Origin of the sequence: Microcoleus sp. B13-B6, from assembly GCF_036705405.1 — a bacterium.
In the GTDB taxonomy this organism is placed as follows: domain Bacteria; phylum Cyanobacteriota; class Cyanobacteriia; order Cyanobacteriales; family Microcoleaceae; genus Microcoleus.
On sequence record NZ_JAUBUJ010000023.1, the window covers coordinates 1 to 16,654 of the forward strand.

General features: G+C 42.2%; 31 protein-coding genes. 18 read left to right on the forward strand and 13 right to left on the reverse strand.

All coding sequences use genetic code 11. The features are described from left to right. The first annotated feature begins 14 nt into the window (after nucleotides 1-14). Nucleotides 15-155, forward strand: coding sequence for a hypothetical protein (locus QUB35_RS39130; protein ID WP_445252115.1), 141 nt, complete (start codon nucleotides 15-17; stop codon nucleotides 153-155). An 84-nt stretch (nucleotides 156-239) separates the two neighbouring features. Here the strand turns inward: QUB35_RS39130 and QUB35_RS12620 are convergent, their stop codons facing one another. Both QUB35_RS12620 and QUB35_RS12625 read right to left on the reverse strand, forming a co-directional pair. After that, nucleotides 240-839 carry an IS607 family transposase gene (locus tag QUB35_RS12620; protein WP_333106769.1) on the reverse strand — a complete coding sequence of 200 codons (600 nt, stop codon included), beginning with the start codon at nucleotides 837-839 and terminating at the stop codon, nucleotides 240-242. A 445-nt stretch (nucleotides 840-1,284) separates the two neighbouring features. Next, complete coding sequence (locus QUB35_RS12625) at nucleotides 1,285-1,533, reverse strand: hypothetical protein (protein ID WP_333142228.1); 249 nt, start codon at nucleotides 1,531-1,533, stop codon at nucleotides 1,285-1,287. Between the two features lie 166 nt (nucleotides 1,534-1,699). Between QUB35_RS12625 and QUB35_RS12630 the strand changes: the two genes are divergently transcribed. The 17 genes from QUB35_RS12630 to QUB35_RS12710 all read left to right on the forward strand — a co-directional run bounded on the left by QUB35_RS12630 (nucleotide 1,700) and on the right by QUB35_RS12710 (nucleotide 10,548). Next, a complete protein-coding gene (locus QUB35_RS12630; RefSeq protein WP_333142229.1) occupies nucleotides 1,700-1,924 on the forward strand; it encodes a hypothetical protein in 225 nt (74 codons plus the stop codon). Nucleotides 1,925-1,993: 69 nt separating this feature from the next. Then, nucleotides 1,994-2,362 (forward strand): hypothetical protein, encoded by a 369-nt coding sequence (locus tag QUB35_RS12635; RefSeq protein ID WP_333142230.1) that lies wholly within the window; start codon nucleotides 1,994-1,996, stop codon nucleotides 2,360-2,362. Then, nucleotides 2,310-2,876, forward strand: a complete 567-nt coding sequence (locus QUB35_RS12640; RefSeq protein ID WP_333142231.1) for a hypothetical protein — start codon at nucleotides 2,310-2,312, stop codon at nucleotides 2,874-2,876. The genes QUB35_RS12635 and QUB35_RS12640 overlap by 53 nt, the downstream gene beginning before the upstream one ends. Nucleotides 2,877-3,151: 275 nt before the next feature. Then, nucleotides 3,152-3,484, forward strand: coding sequence for a hypothetical protein (locus tag QUB35_RS12645; RefSeq protein ID WP_333142232.1), 333 nt, complete (start codon nucleotides 3,152-3,154; stop codon nucleotides 3,482-3,484). 147 nt (nucleotides 3,485-3,631) lie between these two features. Next, nucleotides 3,632-3,844 (forward strand): hypothetical protein, encoded by a 213-nt coding sequence (locus QUB35_RS12650; protein ID WP_333142233.1) that lies wholly within the window; start codon nucleotides 3,632-3,634, stop codon nucleotides 3,842-3,844. Between the two features lie 2 nt (nucleotides 3,845-3,846). After that, nucleotides 3,847-4,101 carry a hypothetical protein gene (locus QUB35_RS12655; protein ID WP_333142234.1) on the forward strand — a complete coding sequence of 85 codons (255 nt, stop codon included), beginning with the start codon at nucleotides 3,847-3,849 and terminating at the stop codon, nucleotides 4,099-4,101. A gap of 16 nt (nucleotides 4,102-4,117) precedes the next feature. Beyond that, nucleotides 4,118-4,495 carry a hypothetical protein gene (locus QUB35_RS12660; protein ID WP_333142235.1) on the forward strand — a complete coding sequence of 126 codons (378 nt, stop codon included), beginning with the start codon at nucleotides 4,118-4,120 and terminating at the stop codon, nucleotides 4,493-4,495. Between the two features lie 49 nt (nucleotides 4,496-4,544). Continuing rightward, nucleotides 4,545-4,991: a GIY-YIG nuclease family protein gene (locus QUB35_RS12665; RefSeq protein ID WP_333142236.1), complete on the forward strand. Its 447-nt coding sequence runs from the start codon at nucleotides 4,545-4,547 to the stop codon at nucleotides 4,989-4,991. 1 nt (nucleotide 4,992) lies between these two features. Then, nucleotides 4,993-5,370: a hypothetical protein gene (locus QUB35_RS12670; protein ID WP_333142237.1), complete on the forward strand. Its 378-nt coding sequence runs from the start codon at nucleotides 4,993-4,995 to the stop codon at nucleotides 5,368-5,370. Beyond that, on the forward strand, nucleotides 5,363-5,716 hold the full coding sequence (locus tag QUB35_RS12675; RefSeq protein ID WP_333142238.1) for a hypothetical protein: 354 nt from the start codon (nucleotides 5,363-5,365) through the stop codon (nucleotides 5,714-5,716). Before QUB35_RS12670 ends, QUB35_RS12675 begins: the two co-directional genes overlap by 8 nt. Further along, entirely contained in the window at nucleotides 5,709-5,948 is a 240-nt protein-coding gene (locus QUB35_RS12680) for a hypothetical protein (protein ID WP_333142239.1), read from the forward strand. Before QUB35_RS12675 ends, QUB35_RS12680 begins: the two co-directional genes overlap by 8 nt. 4 nt (nucleotides 5,949-5,952) lie before the next feature. Next, on the forward strand, nucleotides 5,953-6,204 hold the full coding sequence (locus QUB35_RS12685) for a hypothetical protein (protein WP_333142240.1): 252 nt from the start codon (nucleotides 5,953-5,955) through the stop codon (nucleotides 6,202-6,204). 406 nt (nucleotides 6,205-6,610) lie between these two features. Beyond that, nucleotides 6,611-7,471 carry a hypothetical protein gene (locus QUB35_RS12690; protein WP_333142241.1) on the forward strand — a complete coding sequence of 287 codons (861 nt, stop codon included), beginning with the start codon at nucleotides 6,611-6,613 and terminating at the stop codon, nucleotides 7,469-7,471. Beyond that, on the forward strand, nucleotides 7,468-7,779 hold the full coding sequence (locus QUB35_RS12695) for a hypothetical protein (RefSeq protein WP_333142242.1): 312 nt from the start codon (nucleotides 7,468-7,470) through the stop codon (nucleotides 7,777-7,779). The genes QUB35_RS12690 and QUB35_RS12695 overlap by 4 nt, the downstream gene beginning before the upstream one ends. Further along, a complete protein-coding gene (locus tag QUB35_RS12700; protein ID WP_333142243.1) occupies nucleotides 7,742-8,119 on the forward strand; it encodes a hypothetical protein in 378 nt (125 codons plus the stop codon). The genes QUB35_RS12695 and QUB35_RS12700 overlap by 38 nt, the downstream gene beginning before the upstream one ends. 226 nt (nucleotides 8,120-8,345) lie before the next feature. Further along, nucleotides 8,346-10,217, forward strand: coding sequence for a hypothetical protein (locus tag QUB35_RS12705; protein ID WP_333142244.1), 1,872 nt, complete (start codon nucleotides 8,346-8,348; stop codon nucleotides 10,215-10,217). A 79-nt stretch (nucleotides 10,218-10,296) separates the two neighbouring features. Beyond that, on the forward strand, nucleotides 10,297-10,548 hold the full coding sequence (locus QUB35_RS12710; protein ID WP_333142245.1) for a hypothetical protein: 252 nt from the start codon (nucleotides 10,297-10,299) through the stop codon (nucleotides 10,546-10,548). A 148-nt stretch (nucleotides 10,549-10,696) separates the two neighbouring features. Here QUB35_RS12710 and QUB35_RS12715 read toward each other — a convergent pair whose 3' ends face one another. The 11 genes from QUB35_RS12715 to QUB35_RS12765 form a co-directional block, all read right to left on the reverse strand. After that, entirely contained in the window at nucleotides 10,697-10,963 is a 267-nt protein-coding gene (locus QUB35_RS12715) for a hypothetical protein (RefSeq protein ID WP_333142246.1), read from the reverse strand. Nucleotides 10,964-10,987: 24 nt separating this feature from the next. After that, entirely contained in the window at nucleotides 10,988-11,308 is a 321-nt protein-coding gene (locus tag QUB35_RS12720) for a hypothetical protein (RefSeq protein ID WP_333142247.1), read from the reverse strand. Between the two features lie 11 nt (nucleotides 11,309-11,319). After that, entirely contained in the window at nucleotides 11,320-11,928 is a 609-nt protein-coding gene (locus QUB35_RS12725; RefSeq protein WP_333142248.1) for a hypothetical protein, read from the reverse strand. A 6-nt stretch (nucleotides 11,929-11,934) separates the two neighbouring features. Further along, nucleotides 11,935-12,444, reverse strand: a complete 510-nt coding sequence (locus QUB35_RS12730; protein ID WP_333142249.1) for a thermonuclease family protein — start codon at nucleotides 12,442-12,444, stop codon at nucleotides 11,935-11,937. A gap of 441 nt (nucleotides 12,445-12,885) precedes the next feature. Beyond that, on the reverse strand, nucleotides 12,886-13,491 hold the full coding sequence (locus QUB35_RS12735) for a hypothetical protein (RefSeq protein WP_333142250.1): 606 nt from the start codon (nucleotides 13,489-13,491) through the stop codon (nucleotides 12,886-12,888). 9 nt (nucleotides 13,492-13,500) lie between these two features. Then, nucleotides 13,501-13,866, reverse strand: coding sequence for a hypothetical protein (locus tag QUB35_RS12740; protein ID WP_333142251.1), 366 nt, complete (start codon nucleotides 13,864-13,866; stop codon nucleotides 13,501-13,503). An 87-nt stretch (nucleotides 13,867-13,953) separates the two neighbouring features. Further along, nucleotides 13,954-14,205, reverse strand: a complete 252-nt coding sequence (locus QUB35_RS12745) for a hypothetical protein (protein ID WP_333142252.1) — start codon at nucleotides 14,203-14,205, stop codon at nucleotides 13,954-13,956. Nucleotides 14,206-14,235: 30 nt separating this feature from the next. Next, nucleotides 14,236-14,571: a hypothetical protein gene (locus tag QUB35_RS12750; protein ID WP_333142253.1), complete on the reverse strand. Its 336-nt coding sequence runs from the start codon at nucleotides 14,569-14,571 to the stop codon at nucleotides 14,236-14,238. Nucleotides 14,572-14,627: 56 nt separating this feature from the next. Next, entirely contained in the window at nucleotides 14,628-14,999 is a 372-nt protein-coding gene (locus tag QUB35_RS12755; RefSeq protein ID WP_333142254.1) for a hypothetical protein, read from the reverse strand. 62 nt (nucleotides 15,000-15,061) lie between these two features. Next, nucleotides 15,062-15,643: a hypothetical protein gene (locus QUB35_RS12760; protein ID WP_333142255.1), complete on the reverse strand. Its 582-nt coding sequence runs from the start codon at nucleotides 15,641-15,643 to the stop codon at nucleotides 15,062-15,064. 81 nt (nucleotides 15,644-15,724) lie between these two features. After that, complete coding sequence (locus QUB35_RS12765) at nucleotides 15,725-16,648, reverse strand: DUF5131 family protein (RefSeq protein ID WP_333142256.1); 924 nt, start codon at nucleotides 16,646-16,648, stop codon at nucleotides 15,725-15,727. Nucleotides 16,649-16,654: the final 6 nt, after the last annotated feature.

Genomic DNA, 16,654 nt, shown 5'->3' on the forward strand with positions numbered 1-16,654 from the left:
CTGGTGCAAGTGTTATGAATTTATCACCCTATTCTCCTGACTTTAATCCAATCGAATTATGGTGGTCACAACTCAAAGCTTTTTTACGTAAGTTTTCGCCCACTACTACCAAGATGGTTGATGTTTTACTAGCTACGGCGCTTGACGCGGGTTAATCCACAGCACTTTAAAAACTGGTTTACAAGCTGCTGCTGCTACTGTACTTCATAAACCTGGAATCCGCTGTATGTGCCTTTCGGTTAGCTGCATTCAGTGCCTCCATCTCTCAATTCAGCAATTATTTTTTCCGTCTTTCTGCTAGCACGGCGCTGTCCATAAAGTCGTGCAGCAAAGCTTGTAATTATCGCTACCAAGTCTTGCATTAACTCATCTTTTCCGTTCTCTGCAAGATTAACTATTTCTAGTTTAACTCCTGACCGAAGAAGCAATACGCCTAAATAATTCGTACCAAATCGAGCCAATCGGTCTTTATGTTCCACTAGCAGAATGTCGTAACCATCTTGTTGTAGTAGTGTTTCCAACTGCTTTCTGTGGTCATCCAATCCGCTGCCTATTTCTTTTACGTTTCTAACGATTTGATAGCCATTAGCAATGGCGTATTCAGCCAACCGCTCCGATTGGCGGTTAAGGTTTTCTTTGTTTTCGGAGGAAGAGACTCTACTGTACAGGGCGACTCGATTCTTCTTGACTTCGGTGGATGACGCTTGTGGCACGTAGTCAACGATGATTAGACCGCTTTCTGTTTGTCGTGCCGGATGTGGTAGTTTATTCGCTTTCCACCACCGCCACGCAGTTGTGTAACTTATGCCTATTGCTTTGGCGTAGTCAGGTAGTTTCATTTTGACCTCCTGACTACATATTACCATCATTGCTTACTAATGCTTATAACTTTAATGAAGTTTTACAATACTTTGCCATAAAAAAGAGCGGATTTTTTAGGCTGACTGATGAAGAGTTTGAGAAGCTAGAATCTTACTGCGAATCACCAGGGAGCTCGAAATCCGATGCTCTAAGGGAACTCATTAGAAGCCTTAATATCAAGAAAAAGCCCTCAAGCGAAGGACGAGGCTTTAGACCCAAATTTTCGGCAAAAATAATGGAATCCTTATAAAATAAGGATTCCATCTATCGGAGCGGCGGGATTTGAACCCACGACCCCTACTACCCCAAAGTGGAGTTAAAATTGTTGTAATAGTTATTATGTATAGCTTTTAAGGATTATCAATAACTGATATATCAATTTAATCGTTTTTTTAAGAATTTTCTTGGGAAGGAGTTAAGGAGTCAGGAGTCAGGAGAAGAGCTTTCTTCCCTCCTGACTCCTTTTCTCCTGTGTTCTTCTTCGGAAGATTTTTTATCCTCGAGGGCTTCTCGCTGCTCAAGCCATTCGATCAGGGCCATCCTCACGATCGATGCTAGCGACTGATTCGGTTCGATCGCCTGAGCTCTAAGCCGATCACGCAGTTCGCCTACATCAAATGTAAGTCGATCACGAGAATCCCTACTTTTTCCTTTAATCTTTTCTGTGCTCATTTTTTTAGCATATTCTATGAGCGCAACAAATCTTAGATTAAAGTTTTAAATTCTCTTGACATAACATCATTTGGATGTTACAGTGCAAAAACGCCTGGTAAACGTGTTGAAGCACGCTCACCAGACTTTCCACCAATGCCGCCACACGGCACTAGGAGACAGCATTATGTTACTACAGCCACAGCATCTAGTTGTGGTTGAACGTTCGTTCAACCCCAACTGCTTTGTGAAAGGTTTCGGAAAAACGGCTCAGGAAGCAGCCGAGAAGGTATGGAATCAGAGACGAGCTTTCGGGTACTGGGACGCAACGAAAACTTACCCCAAACCCAAAGCTGAAGAACTAGGCGAAGAACCAGGCACTGAAAAAGGAAGCCCACGGGACGATCGATAATTTTTTTAAGGGCCTGTGAGCTACTTGAAAGACAGCGCCAGCTATCCCTAAAGTAGCTCATACAAAGACATGAAACGCCGAAAGACAATAACAGCGCAAGTTACGGAAGAATCGGGTAGGCGCAATTTCTGGACGCGATCGGAGTTAAGGGCAGAACTGGGCAAGATTTCCAACAAAACTAATAAGCCAATGGCAGAAGCAACTTTTAAACGAAGATTGGTACTGCTTGAGGAAGAATGCCCAGAAATTGACCGCTCGCTCTATAGTCGCAAATTCTCGGATTTCTCAAAATGGTGTCTGGTTCAGCTAGAGGAAATCTTCCTCTTTTGCGATCGAGATATCGACAAAACCCGCAATTACTTACAAAACATAGGAATCAACACAGATGAGTATTTCAAGAATCGAACTCAAAGCTCAACTCGGCCTGGGCAAAGTTAGCGACATCACCAATGTCCGTAAAGCCCTGGGTCAGAAAGATTGGCAGAACTCTCAGGTTTTAGAGGCTGATGCTCTCGAAGTGACTGAATATTACCGACTTGTTCGCGAAGAAATGATTATCCCGTCGGAAGCATTGCTACAAATTGCCAGCAACCGAACTGGCAGCAGTGAATATCAGAATGATCAAATTGATGAAAGTGTGATCGACCATAGCGAACACCGCGACGGTCAAGAAGAAACCAATGGAATGGTACTTGCTATCCGATCGGTCACTCAAGAAGCCAGCTTAGCAATGACGGATGTTGCTGAGGCAGCATCCGAACAAATAGTTGATACCTTTTGCATTGCCCTGGGTGCAAATGTAGTGGACAAACTTCAAGATAGAGCAACTAAAGTTCGAGCGAATTTTGGTTCAATCACTGAATCTATTCGATCGACTCCTTTAGATCTCCGTGGTGGAAGTTTACCGGGAAAAAAACAGCAACCGAAACAGATAACTGGACTTTGGGGCTAATCGAATCCTGCATAGAACTAGCTGAAGCTTACAGCGAGCGGCTAATTCTAGAAGAGCAAGCTCGAATAGCTCACCGAGAAAAGTTACTCATTGCCTTGGTTGTCTATTCGAGTTTGCTCTCTAATTCACACTGCTGCGATTCACACTGTGATTGTTCAAAAAGACAGAAAGAGGAAAAAACAATGATTCAGTGGCTAGTGTCGATTTTCAGACCTTCTGGTAGTAATCCCTATCCAATTTCAGCCCCTTCAGTTTGGATGACAGGAGTTTGCTAAATGATTCCTATAACCTCTGACAAAGTTTATGATTGGCATCCAAATCAGAAAGTTTATGTCTACAGTGCTGAAAAAAAATGCTTGGAACTGTGCCGAGTGATTGACTTAGATTTGTCTCCATTAGGCGATCGCACTCGACTTCTTGAACCAGTTGACGACAATCTGCAACTCTGCCAACCAGAACATCGAAAAATACCTCCTAACTGTGTCGGCGGTCGGGAATGTCCCTATCCTGGAGTTTGTTACCGTTTCGAGACTGAACAGCAAAATTATGAATGCACATTCGCATCTGAGGACGACAATTATCTCATGGGTGATTGTTGGGAACCATAACCAAATCGAGTTAATACTCCTGACAACCGTAATTCTAATCAGTCTCCTGATTCTTCTACTCAATATCGTCAATCTGTGGCGAAATAAGCAAGGCAAGAAAGTTCAAAACATTCAATTTCGATACAAAAAGCTTAAGGATTATAAGGGGTGGAAATAACGCCTGAAATACAAGCCATTCTCGATTTTCTGAAGGAGTTTGGGAAAGGTAGTACAGCCGAAATTGCTTTCTGTACTTTTATCGAAGAATGGCGAGTAGAAATTGATGTTCAAGATATGGCTGATGAAGGTTGGGTAAGACTCTCAACCGATGGCGCAAGTAATACGATCGCAACGATTGTTAACCACAGCAAGGATTATTAACCATGAATGACCAATTTTCGACAGATTCAACATTCACAACTAAGACCGAACCGGGCGCTCCTTGGATGAGTAGAGCTATCCCAGCATTGGTAGTTGGTTTCGGTGCACTCTGCTATCAAACCGGGTATCAAGAAGCCCTCAAACAAGCGAAACCGACGATCGTACAGGGCAGTCAAACAGTCAACAACACCACAGTTTATCAAATTGCTCCGTCCGTGGGCATTGGCAGCAACAATAACCGTCAAACAGTCGAGTAGTTAGGAGCTAATTCTCATGGTAAAAAAACTGACAAGCATGACCTATGAGGAGCTTCAAACTGAGCGCGATGCAAACGAATTGCTCCAAAATAATCTGAAAGTTCAAATCGAACAGGTCACTGATAAAAAGGTTTCTTTGAAGTTAAGTCAAGAACTTTTGCATATCTCGAAACGTAATGAAAAACTGGCAGCACGACAAGTGGTTTTGATGTCTAAGGTCAAAAGACCGATCGAGATGTCACTTGATGAAATTGAAGCCGAAACCGAACAGAATAAAATTACGATCGCCAAATTTGAAGAAGATTTGAAATCCAGTGATTTTGAGACGCGGTTTAATGCTAGTCAAACACTACGGACTCTTTATGCACGACATAAAGCATTATGTCGTGCATAAAGAGTCGCGCTTTTGTCTCATTCACTCGAACTTTTAAGGAAAGAATTGAATGCGACACAAAAACGCTAAAGCGAGTCTAATACTTAAACACCAACGGCAACCTAAGAAGCCAAAACCTAAGAGAAAGAGTGAATATGTCCCTGGGTTTAATTACATTTTTCAAGACGGCGACCTTTGTAAAGTTGGTTTGAGTGAGACACCAAAAACACGCCGATATTTCCTGTCAAAAGAGTACGAAGCCAACTTAGAAATTAGGGCGATCGTCTTCACGATGAACATGAGACTGACAGAAAAAACGATGCACAAAATCTTTAAGGGTTGCAATGTTCACCGAACTCCAGGATTAGATGGTAGGACAGAATGGTTTGAAGTCAACTATGTAGGAATTATTTTGATGCAAATCACGTTATTTCTTCTCTGTTGGCTTGTCAACTTGGCTTACTTAGCTATTGCCGTTTTAATTTTGATGCTCCTTTCCTCTCTGGTTTTTAGATAATATGTTCAAACAATTGCTGCAATTATTTCCAAGTCTGTTGGCTTCTCAGAAAAAAGTTACTCAGTTTTCGAGAGAGCTGAGTAATAAAATCTTCCAAAACTTCAATCATGATGCTCAACATTTACTCCCAGGTTGCTATTTCTATGCAGGGTTACAAATTGAAGTTAAGACTTTCTCTGCATATTCAACATTTTTGGGAGAAGAACTCAATTACTGGGATTGGCTAGTTTATGACGGTTTTGGGCAAGTAGTGTTGAAAACTGGTGTCGGAAATACGAGAGATGATGCTATAGCTTTAGCTCAAAGTTGGACAGTTGAATTTCTTGACGGCAAAGTACCTTATCCGAATCCTCAAAATGTAGGTGATGAAAATGCTTAAGCAAGTTTTGAATTTTGTGCCAGTCAAGCTTCTTCAAAAGATTGGTAGCTCGATCGTAGAAAATTTGCATGAACGAGATGAGCTTAGGCATTGGACACCGGATCAAACCGATGTTGCCGAAACTTTTTGTTATATGGGACTAGAAATCAAAATCGTTCCCTGTGCAAGGTTGAATTACTGGTACTGGTATTGGTTCGTTTGTGATGGTCGAGGTACTGAAATTATTAAAAAGGGTACAGCGACAACCGAAAATGATGCGATCGCCCTAGCTCTCAAATGGGCGAATGCGTTTCTAGGTGATGAAATTGATACTTTAGATGAAGAAGAGGAAGAAATAGATGTTTGATTGGTTACTCGGCAAATCTCAAACTCAAAGTCAACAAGGTATCAATCAACATTCTCGAAATATTTACGTTTACAGCAGCCGTCGCCCGACCAAGATTTTTACACTTTATGCTGACACAGAAATTTGCGTAACTCAGGCAATGAAACACGTAGAGCGCCAACTGCCAGAACCCGAACCGGGAGAAATGGTGAAAATCACAGCTTACCTAACACCAAATGGTTTACCAGAATAATTCAATGCGTAAAAATCTCAAACCAATTCTGAATCTGTTCCCTGATTCGATCGTCCTATCATTTACCAAACAGTTGTTGATCTACCTAAAACTGAAAGGTGCAATCACAGAATGGGTGATAGATCCACCAATATCAGATGAATATGAGCACTGTGGATTGATTATCCGTTTGAGATGTTTTCACATTGATGGAGAGGAACGCGCTTTGCGAACAATGGAACTGGTATGTCTACGACGGTATGTATCGGTTTCTTGATCAAGGCATGACCTATGACTCCGCTTCCTCCCTGTTGGCAGCAAAACAGTGGATTAACGAGTTTATGGACTATGACGATGAAGAATTACATGAGGTAAGTAATAATGTTAGATAAATTGTTGAATTTGTTGTCAGAGCGCACCGTTAGTAACCTAGCTATGAAACTGTTGCTTAATCTCCAAGCAAGAGGCGTTGTAGAATCTGACTCGAATTCTGATTAGGAATATGAATATTTAGGCTGGGTAATCAAGCTTAAATGGATTGAATCAAAGAAGGAAATGAATTGGTGTATTTACGATCGTCTCAAAGAAGGAGTTTCGCACAACACAGAAACAGCTTTAGTTAACGCAAAATTCTGGATCGATAATCTTGCTAATGATTCAACACAATTAGATTAGGAAAATAAATGCAACAACAACTTGACCAAGAACAAGATGTATTAACCTACCTTCTCACAACCTTAGTCGGTGGCGCTCTTGATGCTGAGGGGGAGCAAATGTTGGATGATGTTTTCAACATCACAACCGCTAACTTGAATCAACTCACGCCCCAGGGCTGGGCTGCGATCGGCGATCGGGCAATCCAAGCAAAATGGTTCCTTGACCACATCACCGAAATCAAAGAGAAATTTAAGCTACTCATTGACGCACAAATCTGTTTCCGGGAATTCCAAGGCTGGCTGATGGAAGCTGGCTATAAAGGTGCTGAGAAAATCAAGAAAGCTCAGATAGATGTAGCGGTTGCTCGGGCAAAATACGGCGCGACAGTTGAGCAGCAAGATTATCGGCTAACAAAAAGTAAAGAACAATTTGCAGCAGAAACAGTACAAGAAAATCTTCTCTGGGACAACACGGTAATTGCTGCGATCGCCAAGAAAGTTGCCGAAGTTGATGCAGCCACTGCAAGAATGCAAGGAAATCCAGAGTTTGCCGAACAACTACGACAGTGGAAAGACAATGAAGATAATACCTATAAACAAGCTGCATACGGCTTGAAATACGGTACTCATGGCTTGAGTCATCCATCTCTCGGCGGTTCGACTTCTTCTCAAGTTCAAATTAGTCAGTCTAACTATCAACCTCAATTTATTTCAGCTCCAGGTTTAGCCACAACACGCTCGGCAACATCGGCAACAGGTAGAGCCAAGGATTCAATCAATGTGGCTGTTAACTGGTCAGGCGACATGGCAGGCAAAGTCAAAGGTGTTGCTTCGCAGATAAATCGTGGTTTTTCAAGATTCACTAATTTCATGAGAGGTGAAAGTTGATTATTTCTAAAGGTTACGTTTTCAAAGTGGTCAGCTCGATCGATTCCACTAAAAGCGCTACTGCTACGACAAATACAGGCTGGGTAACGACAGATGACCATGAACCGGGGATAAAACTAGCCAATAGTTTTGGGCATTTAGTAGTTGCTGAAACTTCGGCAATACAGAATATCGAGATTTGCCCCAATTGTTGCTTGATGTACGGCAAAACCTTCAATAAATGCACCAACCATGTTTTTACCAAATCCACAACTACCGCAAAAGCCTGCTGTGCAACAACAGCCACAGGTAGAGTCGATCGTTTATAAGCCCTCAGCCGAACTGAAACGCCTTAAGAATGTCAACAACTGGCATTTTTTGGTAGTGAATTTTGCGATAGGCATCGGCATAGCAAATGTGTTTCGGTTCTTTCCGTCACATATTTTCTTAGGAATCGTGGCGATCGTCATCGGCTCTCTCAGTCTGTTTTTCATGTCGCCAGCCGATCGCGCTTATGTCGGACTCTGGCGGACTGGCGGTGCAGCACTGGCGATCGGAGGCATTCTCTGCTTCTGGGATTTGTATTATCTCCTGACCTGGCAGCATGGTTTGGCGATCGCAATCTTTATCATCGTCGCCATGTGGATCATTGGTGCTGGTAGTAAATAATACTTACCTCCCTGTTGCTACGGCTGTACTGATTTGAGTCAGCAGCAGGGAGATTTAAGTCTTGGCATCACTCCTCACTCATCAGTCATTAGTCATTGGTCATCAGTCATCGGGCATCGGAAATCGCGCGGGTATCTCGCGCATCAGATTGGAAATCGCGCGCATCGGGCATCGGGCATTGGATTTTGGGTATTGGGGACTGGGTAAAGGATAGGAGTCATCAGTCATGGGTAACAGGGTAACGGTCGGGTCATTTTTCGGAGCATTTTGCTGTCTCGGTTTGGCATTGATGCCGCTTCCGTTCGATCGCTGGGTGGGAGTTCGGCAAGCCAGCTCGATCGCTGCGATCGGCTGCGGATATTTTGGCTGGCACGACAGCCAGAAAAAAAAGGAGCAGCTTGAACGGCAAGAGCTCTGGGAATTTGAGCAGCGACTGAAACAACTAGCTCTTGATGCTGCTGTTAACTCCGCCCTCACTGAGGTTCTAGTTGAGGAGGTAGTGGTCAAAGAGAAGCTTCGGGCTAATGCCTCTGTTGAGGTCTACAAAGCCGAGACTCAGCAGAATTATGTCCGGGTCATGGCTCACGATCACCCCACCATTCTTGAGCATCTTCTCAAAACTTCACAGCCCCCAATACCAGAAACAAAAACAGTTTTTGATTCTCAATCAGAAACAGAAACAGATTCTATTTCTGATTCTGTTGTTGATAGTGTTCCGGGCGGTGTGGCAAGAGAGAAAACAGTAGAAGAGAAGAGAGCGGAGTATATAGCTGCTGCCCGATCGAAGCTGTTGAAATTGATTGAGGAGCATGAAGGCGGATGGATTGCACAACTGATGCACAAACCCCTCCTAATTTATGGGGATATGGGTAGCTTTAAAAGTTACTTCGGAGCTTTTTTAGCACTGTGTCGGCATTATTTGTATGGTCACAAAATCATCTCGATCGCTGACCCTCACTTTCACCAAAATTATGATGAATGCTGGAAAACTCTGGTTAAGTTAGGCGTTCCCGGCTACGGCGCAAATCAAAACTTTGAGGAGGTTGGCGCACAACTTAACGCTATGTACGATCGATTCAAAGTCCGAACTTTGAAAGATGATTGGCTGACCTCTATCTTTGATGAAATGACACAATATGGCTTTGAAGAAGGTACGGTGGAACCTGCCAGCAAACTAACCCGAAAAGTTGTTGGCGACCCTCGCAAAGGCAAAGAAGCGCCTATCTTCATTGCTCACAATGATACTAACGCTGCTTTCGGCGGGGGTGACGGTTTCAGTAAATCTGTCAACTCAGGAGTTATCAAACTTCAATTACGATCGGACAGCAAATATCAGCCACTTTTCAAAGGAACTATTTCGGGTATCAAAGATGAAGAGGGAGAGTGCATCAAAGATTTACCTATTTCTATTCTGCCGAACTGGATACGTCCTGAATGGGTTTACGAGTTATTTAATGGCTTTAGTGTAGAACCTGACAATGAAGTTATTAGTAATTCAGCAGTTGACCAGAATGTAAATCTTAGCTTGCAAAATACAGAACCTGAAGCAGAATTTCAAACAGAATCTCAAACAGAATTTCAAACAGAACCTGAAATAGAATCGGATATAGACAAACTAAATCGGGCATTAAATCAGTCAGTATCGTGGGATTATTGGTTAGCCGAATCAACCACTGAAGAACTCGATCAAAAAATAGAGTTACATCGCTCGCAAGCTGGTCAAAACTCAGATAATTTACCAGATAATTCGGCAGATAACTCAGGTGAAGAATTATCCAAGTCCGATAACCTTATCAAAAGCGAGATAACTCCAAAACCCTTACCCAGAGAGGATTATCCAGTTATCTGGAATGCCGAAGATTTCTCACGATTACTGCCAAATGAGTCAGAAACAGCCCTTTTTGAGCGCATTTTGAAATTATCCGATAAATATACAAGTCCAAGTAAACTCATTCAAGTCGGTTTGGGTTTCACCCAAGGAAGGAGGAAGCCAAAAAGTTATTCAGATGTAGGTAAAAGATGTTTTCAATACCTTGTAATGAAACATGGGACACCTTCACTAATAGCTAAATTCAAGGATTACTTGGAAAAGAGCTAAGCCAAATCGATCATTTATTCGATCGATAATCAATCTTAACAATCAGTCAACCAAAACTAAGAGAGAATTAGGAGACAAAATGCGTAAACCAACAGCAACCGAATCGGTATTTTTTGCGGGAACATTGACAGCATCTGTATTAGCAACAGTCGAAATTGTTCCAGATATTGCCAAAGAATTAGCAGAAGATGCACAAAAAACAGCTCAACTGTACGCCGAGCAAAAGTTGATACATCCAGTAGATAGTTTTACCGCTGGAGCAATTCTCGGTATAGTAGCTGGTTCAGCAGTAACTCTGAAGGTTATCGCGGAAAAGATGAATAATCCGTAATCCGTAATCCATAACCAAAAAAAGAAATCTCATAGTAAAATCATGTTAAGTTGATTTTACTATGAGATTCTGAGTGAGATTTATGAATCAGTTGACGATTTTTCTATTCGGTATTTTGTGCGGATTAATCGGAGTTTTACTGATACTATTACTCTCCCAGCTCATTCACTAATAATTCATGGCGCTCTGACCGTAAATATGGTTGCTGTTGTTGCTGTCTAATTTTGGGAGTCCGAGGTGCTTTATTACTAAAAAATCCCCAGGCAATTAATGCAAAGCCAGCGACTAACTGACCATCTTCATTACTAATCTTGCCAGTAGCCACAAGTAATTCTGCAACACCAGCGATCGTTCCTAAAATACTAGAAATAAGGTCTAATTGATCAATAGTAGGCTTTCTAAATCTTAAGTTCATCGTTTTTGATTGAGTTTAAAAGTATCAGTCTTTATCATCGTCAAAATGACTTTCGATCGATTCAATAATAGTGCAGGCAGCGATTTGTAGTTTGTGTTCAATAGCTTCGATTCTGCATTCCAAAGTAATGTCTCGAAGTCTATTTATATCTTGCCAGCGTCGCATTTTGTACCCGGCAGTAATCGTGTCACTCTCTTGTTTTTTAGTTAAATCATAGGCAAACTGATCAATTCTACGCACTAAACTATCTTTAATTTGCCGAGAAGCTAACCAGAAAATATAGGTAGAAATGATAGCAACAGTTCCGATCGAAGCAGCAATATAATCCAAAGTTTCTTGTTTCATTTCCCCATAAATTAAAGTTTATTACCTGGAATGATAGTTGTCGTAAAAATATACTCTTGATCAGCAACATAGCGAGGGTCAGTCAAAAGCCTCTTCATGAAGTCAAAGTGCTCCCGTCTAAGTCTCCCAACGAAGCAGCCAGCTCCGGCTGTATGAATATCATTTACTGGATGATCGAAACCGTGGTGTTGATTGATGCCGAAGTAACCCTCATCGATCGAATCACCGGTTCTCATCATGTCCCGGTTCCAGTCGCGATGCACTTTGACTAGCCCGACCTGGATAAGAGACTCGTGCGGTTCAGAGTAGCCGTGGATGCCGACTTGCCATGCTCGATACTGTCCAAAAGCTATTCTGGCAGCACCCTTGGGGTTCATGGGGTTGTCGGTGTAATAGAAGCCTGGTTCGGTTGTCGCTTCCCAAGCAGCTTCGATCACCGGCAACCCATCCCGAAATATTAAAAGAATTCGGGCATCGTTGAAATGGTTGGGAGTATCAGCGTTAAGGGTTCCGTCCGGGTTCATCCCTTCCACATAAATAATGTTTTTTTCTCCCTCTTTCCGAGCCAAGCTATATTTCTTGGCTTCCATGTATCTGACAATTCGTTCAGCTAAGTTCATAGTTTTTCAGGATAAGGTTAATTTTTTGAACTCGTTAGGAAGAATTAGGTCAGGCTCTGACCAAAGACCTAATTTCTTACGGTTAGCACTGGCAGTTTCAGTAATAATTCCTCGGAGTACAGTCAACTCTCTGGTGTTGTAAGCAAAGCGGTTATATGGGAGGAAACTTACCCCCATTCCGCTCTTGCATTGAAGAATCTGGATATTTGTTGCTGCTGAAATTTTGTCAAAGTAACAGTCGCATATCCAGCGATCGAACTGGTCTTTCTCGATCGGAATGGCAATAATTGGTTTATTTGCCACCATATTCATCAATGCAGTTTTTGCCGTTTGCGCCCATTCCCAATGTTTAAGAACTCTGGGGTCTGTGCTAGTTACTCCCGGTCTTTGAGCTTCAGGAGTATCTATCCAGCGGAGTCGAACTCGTAAATCAGCACCTCGAAAGTCTAGGGTTAAAGTATCACCATCAAATATAAATTTTGAAAAACAGTTATATGCAGTTCCTGGAGTAATCATGGGCTCAGCCTCAGAAGTATTTTATTTATTGTAATTTACTTTTTAGGCTGATGAACTGGTATTAGAATTGAACCCAAATAGGTTGAATCCAAAGCCGTTTACTATCTCTCCAGCGCTTACCATGACCTGATTCTAACACCCTCTAATGCCCTTGTCTCCAGTGGCTACACGGAGACAAATGAGTTCCTTTTTCTGCGGATAATACCGAGAAAGTTTGATAGTTTTCACCCAGACATCGGGGAAATCTGACATTAAAAAAACTCCGATCCCTCGGCATAATTTCTTACTTTTAATTTTTATTTTGGAGTCAGTTACAGGCATTAATAACGCTGGTGTCAATTCCCAAATCAAGAGTATATTAATTACCAAATTGCGAATGGGTTGAAGAAAAACTTTATCATCGATCGAAAGAGTAGGTTTACCGAAGTTTGCGTTTTCATCCTAAATCAAAGTACCATCACTTTTAACACCAGTTCCTGAAGGCCACACAGTTTCATAAGAATCAACTGTGCAAATCTGAAAATATCGACCGTGTTTCAAGGCAAATGGTTTAATTTCGATGTTACTCCACTTGCCATAATTCCAGCTTGGATAATCACAATCACTACACGAAACCGTCAGATAATCCACTTCAGCACCATCGGGCGTGTGAATTAAGCCTTTGGGTATGGCTAGCAGGAAACTAGGTAAGGATGGTTGCCAACCTCTCAGGATACCAGGTTTAGCAAGTACATCTGTCTGATCGAATGCTGTAATTAGCTGCTCAGTCAAGCAATAAATAGGAGCATCTTTGATAAACCAGAGAGCTGTTCGGTAGCTATGGATGAATGCAGATAAATCAACTCTGAAATATTCAACTGTGCAACTTGACAAAGCTACTGAAATAATTCCGCTTAAAGTCTGCCAATTGATGTAGTTCGGAGGCATTTTGTAAGCCCGATCGCCCCTAATTTCTTTGAGTAAACCTTTGTAGATATTCTCAAACATTTTCAGGCTGCGATCGCGATTAGGATTGTTTTCGTCAAAGATGATTGATTTTACTTTCATGATTTGGCTTCAAATGTTAACGTAAATGATTCGAGTTCTCTCCGCTGGCATCCGTCTCAAGTTGGCTTTAACTCCATAACTTAGACCGTCATAAACTGCCAACATATAATCTGCCGATCGACTCATTTCAATATCTTGACGTGGATATCGACCTACATCAATGATTTGATGACCGAAACTTAGACCGCTTCCTGTTTCATAAACTTTAACGTTGCGATATTCCAGAACATTTAGGAATGCTAAAGCTAGTTGATCGAAACCCCGATAGTTCCCGATTAAGATGGTAGCATTTAGCTTTGTGATATTATGAATTCGCGTCCACATTTCCGCGTTCATTTTCTCAAGTCTTTCGGTTCCCGTGAGAAATACTTGCATTGACTTAGGGTATAATTGATGTGGTTTTTACTGATCTAATTGACTGTTACAAGCGCGATGTAACAGTCACTTTTTCTGACAACTTTGCTAAATCCTTTTGAGAAGCATGGCAATTCGATCGTACCGATCGGCATGACAACCGTTATCAAAAATTCCAAACTGTTTATCAGAATAGTTGATGCCCAATACCGAGATGATGCAGTAGTGACTGTAATAAGGGAATAATATTGAGCCTAAATATGGCTCAATATATTCCGTTTCAAACAAAGCTTTCGCTGTTAGTTTTTCATACTGTTGCTGGCTGTTTTGTCCCAACAGTTCTAAAGTCTGAGTGTACATGGGGTCAGTGGTTAGCTTAAAGACACTACTCTATAGCGAAGCTCCACGATTGTAATAATTCAATAGCTTCACTTCTGTAAGTTGATCAATCGACCACATCTTGACTAACAATTGACCTATTTCATCGTAAGTTTCGGGAGACTTAGCAGCCTCAAAGCCCTGGGTTTTATCGAGGATCGAACAGGTGTTGCGGTAATATCGGAACAGTTTATCTAACTCTGGTGCGATATTGAGTCTATCCCACTGTAGTCGGTTAGCTAATCTCAGAGCTGGTCGATCGTCGGGAATAGCTGAAGGATCGATGAACCGATAAGAATCAGTTCGATCGCCTGAATTGTTGATTTTGAGGAGATAGGGCAGTGACATATTATTGTTCCAAAAAGTCACTACCCTACAGCGAAGCACTATTACTATTTACTTGGCTACTTGGCACCACGACTGTAGTGATTTACTTTTCTCTCTTCTGTTTCTTGTTCGATCGACCACAGTTTAGCCAAACGCCGACCAATCTCATCATATTCTTCTATGCGAGAGTGGTAAAAACCATAACCTTCTCCTACATATCCTTCATCACATCCAAATGTTAGAAAGATATAACATCGATCGTCATAGGAAGGGAACAGTTCACCCAATACGGGCTTAATATGTTTCTTTTCCCAACGAAGTTTTGCAGTTAATTCCTGAAATGCTAAGTCTGCATCAAATTTAGCAACAGGTTTAGATTCAGGTTTAGGTTCACGCTCAGATTGAGGCTCAGGGAACTTTTCATTTTTCTTGGGAATGTGAATCGGCATATTAATTCTCCAAACTTACAATTTCACAGCTTTACAGCGAAGCAAAACCAACTAATTTTCTACTAACCATTACCATTAGAACGCCGAGTGTGATTATGATATTGCCGTTCCTGTTTCCGTTGGCGTTCCCGATCGACATGGCAAGGAACGCAAACGCATTCAACTTCTAAATGGTTGACGGCATCGTACCCCTTGTAGTGGTCATATTCATGCTGTCGTAGCTTGCGGGGCGGTACGCCATCGGGCCCTAAATGACCACAATCCACGCACGGGATATTACGGGCATGGAGTAATTTATCACGTCTGACTGCGTAATTTACGCGGTTCCGGGCTTGGGTTTTGTCGCCATCTCTGCCAGGAACCGGGGGAAAGCCTCGGGATTTGCGTATGTCGATCGGAATAGGCTGATACCTTTTTCGTAGCTTGCGGGCACGTAGCGCATCGAAGGCTCTACGACAGCTTCTGCAACGGTTGTCTTTGCCGTCGCGGGCATTTTTGCTGTCATTAAACAAGTTCAGCTTTAACCAGGATTTGCAAGAGAAACACCATTTCAGACCAGACTTAACATTTTGCTGATATTCTTCAACAGAAATTCCAATCTTGGCAGCAGCGATTTTTTGTCCGCCGATTTTTGTGAGTGCCATATTTGTTGATATAGGTAGTAACTAAAAGAAAAACCTCTGACCTATGCGAATAGTTTGTCAGAGGTTTTTTCTCAAGCAGGATTAGAGAGAGAGAGAAGACGGCAACATTTGTCTCGGAACAGGAAACTGACGAAATCTCACATCTTCGGGAAATTCTTCGATCGTCCCGCCCTTTTTATCTTTAAGCTTCAGTTTTTGGTAAGTAGTTGCTACTCCGTCGATATAGCAGGCGCTGAGAATGGGGTTTGAGCCAAGTTGTTTGACAAATATCGCCACGTCTTCAGCACTTTGACATTGGTTGATCATGAATCGAATCCAGTCGAGGTCACAGGGACGCGCACCGGGCCCGGATTCACCACCGATAATTACTTGGTCGATTTGATCTAGCCATTCTTTCTTAATCGTTACCCGTTCTAATAAAGGCTCACAGCTCAGAAACCAAACTACTGATTCTGTTTCTAAAAGGTAAGGGATTCTTTTAGTAGAATCTTGGTTCTCGATCGTCGTGCCAAGCCATAGATTCGGAATCGGCCAGACAAACTCTGCCGGGGGTAGCTTGAGTTGTCGTCTCAAATCCTCAACGTGTTTTCTGATGGGTTCTTTTGCCGATCGAAAATAGTCCGGCATCCGCTCCGGTCTTTTTGTCAAAACTTGAAAGGTATGCTGGGACGCTATCACCATATAAGCAAAAGCTAAATCCAACATATCATTACTGACCCAATGCCCGAAGCAGTCAGTCATGGAGAAGATGAAAATTCTCTCACCTTTCTTCATTTTCACCAGTTTCTCCATGATGATTGAGGAGAAAACCATGTTGACAGGGGCTGTCCCGCTGTAGGCTAAGCCACTGGCAAAGACGAAGTAGTTGCTTAGATTCATTGTTTCGGCATAACAATGAAGGCATCCTGGACTGATTTTATGACACCAGTGTCCGCCGTGTTTGCCATCGGCTTTGACCAAATGGATGGGATTAGCCGTGATGCCAGTCCACTGAATATTACTCATGTGTTT